Genomic DNA, 3310 nt, shown 5'->3' with positions numbered 1-3310 from the left:
CACGCTGCTGGCTGCCGTCTCCGGCGGCACCGCCGCACAATCGGCGGTCAGCGTCTACGGCCTGGTCGATCTCGGCGTGGTCGCAGAAGGTGGCGGCCCCGGCGGTTCCCTCCTCAAGCTGACCAGCGGCGTCAGCGCCGGCAGCCGCATCGGCTTTCGCGGCACCGAAGACCTCGGCGGCGGGCTGAAGGCGAAGTTCGTGCTTGAATCGGGCATTGCGGCCGACACCGGCGGCATCACGCAGGGCGGCCTGGTCTACGGCCGGCAGGCCTTCGTGGGACTGGATGGGCACTTCGGTTCGCTCACTGCCGGTCGCCAGTACACGCCGCATTTCCTCGCCATCGATGACGTCGATCCCTTCGGCACCGCCTTCGCAGGCAATTCGACCAACCTGATGGGGACGACGGCACGCATGAACAATGCGCTGATCTATTCCACCCCGACGCTCGGCGGCTTCAGCGCACAGGCGGCATACGGGTTCGGCGAAGTGGCCGGGAACAACTCCGGCAGCCGCCAGGTCGGCGCACGCCTCGGCTATGCGGCGGGACCGTTGAGCTTCGGCCTCGCCTACCACGGTACGAACGACGCGCTGGGCGTGCGCGCGGGCAAGAACACGCTGGTCTCGGGCAAATACGACTTCGGCGCAGGCTGGGCCAGCCTCGCGTACAACGTGAACGACGGCGCGCCCGGCGTGGACAACCGTGACATTCTCGTCGGCGTGAGCGTGCCGGTCGCTTCCGGCACCATCATGGCGTCTTACGTACGCAAGGATGACCGTACCGCAGCCAACCAGGATGCGAACCAGGTCGGCATCGGCTACGTGCACGACCTGAGCAAGCGCACCGCGCTGTACACCTCGTATGCGCGCATCGACAACAAGAACGGGGCGGCCTATACCGTCGGCAGCGCCATCGAGGCGGGGTCGGGCAACCGCGCGTTCAACGTCGGCGTGCGCCATCGTTTCTAACAGCTTCGGGCCGGCATTGCATCAGCGATGCCGGCCCTGCCGCATTCCGGAGGACTCCCCATGCAGGCGGAACAACGCCAAGGCGGCCAGCTGACCATTGCCGGCTTGCACGGCATGCACGCGCGCGGCGAAAAAATCGCGATGCTCACCTGTTACGACGCCAGCTTCGCGGCGCTGCTGGACAGTTGCGGCGTCGATATCCTGTTCGTCGGCGACTCACTGGGCAATGTGCTCCAGGCGCACGCCACCACGCTGCCGGTCACCATCATGGACATGGCGAGCCACACTGCATCGGTCGCGCGCGGCAACCGCGCCGCCTTCGTGCTCGCCGACATGCCCTTCGGCAGCTACGCCACGCCGCTCGACGCGTACCGCAATGCAGTGACGCTGATGCAGGCCGGCGCGCAGATGGTCAAGCTTGAAGGCGGCGCGTGGCTCGCCGCGACCGTCGATTTCCTCGTCACCCGCGGCATCCCGGTGTGCGGGCATATCGGCTTGACGCCGCAAGCGGTGCACCAGCTGGGCGGCTTCAAGGTGCAGGGCCGCACGGCCGATGCCGCCACCCGGCTCCATCAGGATGCGGCTGCCCTGCAAGACGCCGGCGTGGGTCTCATGGTGGTCGAAGCCGTACCGGCAACGCTTGGCGCAGAGATCGCCGCATCGCTCGCGGTTCCGACTATCGGTATCGGCGCAGGACCTGCTTGCTCGGGCCAGGTGCTTGTGCTGCACGACATGCTGGGCATATCCGCGGGGCGCAGGAAGAAGTTCGTGAAGGATTTCATGGAAGGCAGCGCCAGCGTCGCCGGTGCCGTTCGCGCCTACGTCGATGCCGTCAAGCGCGGCACCTTCCCGGCACAGGAACACTGCTACTGACGCAGCCCGCGCTCCATCGAGATCTCGTGTTCGCGGATCTTGGAATACAGAGTGGGTTTTGAAATGCCGAGCCGGCGCGCGCTCTCGGTGATATTGAAACGGCACTCGCGCAACACCGCCTCGATCACGGTACGCTCCGCCTCGCGCAGCGACATCGGCAAGGCGCCGGCCGCCACCGCCGGAACGTCCTTGCGCTGGTCGAACTCGGGGAAGTCCTCCTCGGTGATTTCATCGCCTTCGCACAGGTTCACCATGCGTTCAACGCAATTCTCGAGTTCGCGCACATTGCCCGGCCACGCGTGACGGCACATCTTCTGCACCAGGCCGGGAGAGAAGCGGAAGGTCGGCTTGTTCAGCAGCGCCGCCGACTTCGACAGGAAGTGGTTGGCCAGCACCGGGATGTCGTCGGGCCGCTCGCGCAGTGCGGGAATCGTGATACCGATGACATTGCAGCGATAGAACAGGTCTTCACGGAACAGCCGCTCGCGGATCATGTCGCGCAAGTCGCGGTTGCAGGCAGAGATAATGCGCACGTCCACCGGGATGCCCCGCGTGTCACCGATGCGTACCACCTCGCGTTCCTGCAATACGCGCAGCAGCTTGGCCTGCACATCGAGCGGCAGCTCCGAGATCTCATCGAGGAAGATGGTGCCGCCGGTCGCCGACTCGAACTTGCCGGGACGCCCTTCCTTGCGGGCGCCGGTGAAACTGCCGGAGGTATAGCCGAACAGCTCGCTTTCGATCAGGTCGCGTGGCAGCGCGGCGCAATTGATCGCGATGAAGGGGCCGTCGGCGCGCTCGCTCGCGTTATGGATGGCTTGCGCGAACACTTCCTTGCCGACGCCGCTCTCGCCATTCAGCAGCACATTGGCAAAGCCGCGCGCCGCCTTGCGCGCCGCGTCGACGGCGACGCGCAGCGCCTCCGACTTGCCGATCAGGCTGTCGAAGGTATAGCGCGCATGGTTGCCCTGCAGCTTGTCGGCGATCTTGCGCACGCGCTGGATGCCGCGGAAGGTATTGACGATCGAGACCACCTCGCCGCGCGCGTTCTTGATGGGAATCGCGGTATCGACCAGGTGCAGGTGGCGGCCGGGGGAATCGATGATCAGTTCGCGGTCTACGTAACCGACACCGGATTCGAAGATCGGCTGGATGATCGGCGTGAAGTCGAGCAGGTCCGCAAAGCGCTTGCCGATGCTCTGCGCGGGAACGAGGTTCAGCAGGCGTCCGGCGGTCGAATTCATGTAGCGCACCACGCCGTCCCGCTCGATGACCAGCAGGCCGTCGCTGATATGGTCGACGATCGCCTCCTGCTCCTGGATCAGGCAGGTCTTGTCCTGTTCCACCTTGCAATGGCTGCACAGCAGTTGCAGCGTGCGGACAGCGAAGTCTTCGAGGGGCCGCCCGTCATCGCCACCGGCTGCCGTCAGCCAGATAAAGTGGCCGACCGAAACCTCTTCCACCACGACG

The 3310-nt window shown here is 65.7% G+C and carries 3 protein-coding genes; 2 read left to right on the top strand and 1 reads right to left on the bottom strand.

The features are described from left to right. Window positions 1-4: 4 nt before the first annotated feature. Both AYR66_RS24830 and panB read left to right on the top strand, forming a co-directional pair. Window positions 5-967 (top strand): porin, encoded by a 963-nt coding sequence (locus AYR66_RS24830; protein WP_088710268.1) that lies wholly within the window; start codon window positions 5-7, stop codon window positions 965-967. 60 nt (window positions 968-1027) lie between these two features. Beyond that, window positions 1028-1840 (top strand): 3-methyl-2-oxobutanoate hydroxymethyltransferase, encoded by an 813-nt coding sequence (gene panB / locus AYR66_RS24825; protein WP_088710223.1) that lies wholly within the window; start codon window positions 1028-1030, stop codon window positions 1838-1840. Here panB and AYR66_RS24820 read toward each other — a convergent pair. Then, the coding region (locus AYR66_RS24820) for a sigma-54 interaction domain-containing protein (protein ID WP_141104327.1) at window positions 1834-3310 on the bottom strand (1477 nt) is incomplete at its 5' end. The genes panB and AYR66_RS24820 overlap by 7 nt on opposite strands.

The organism is Noviherbaspirillum denitrificans, assembly GCF_002211445.1.
Taxonomy (GTDB): domain Bacteria; phylum Pseudomonadota; class Gammaproteobacteria; order Burkholderiales; family Burkholderiaceae_D; genus Noviherbaspirillum; species Noviherbaspirillum denitrificans.
This window is presented reverse-complemented; position numbering and strand designations above follow the sequence as displayed.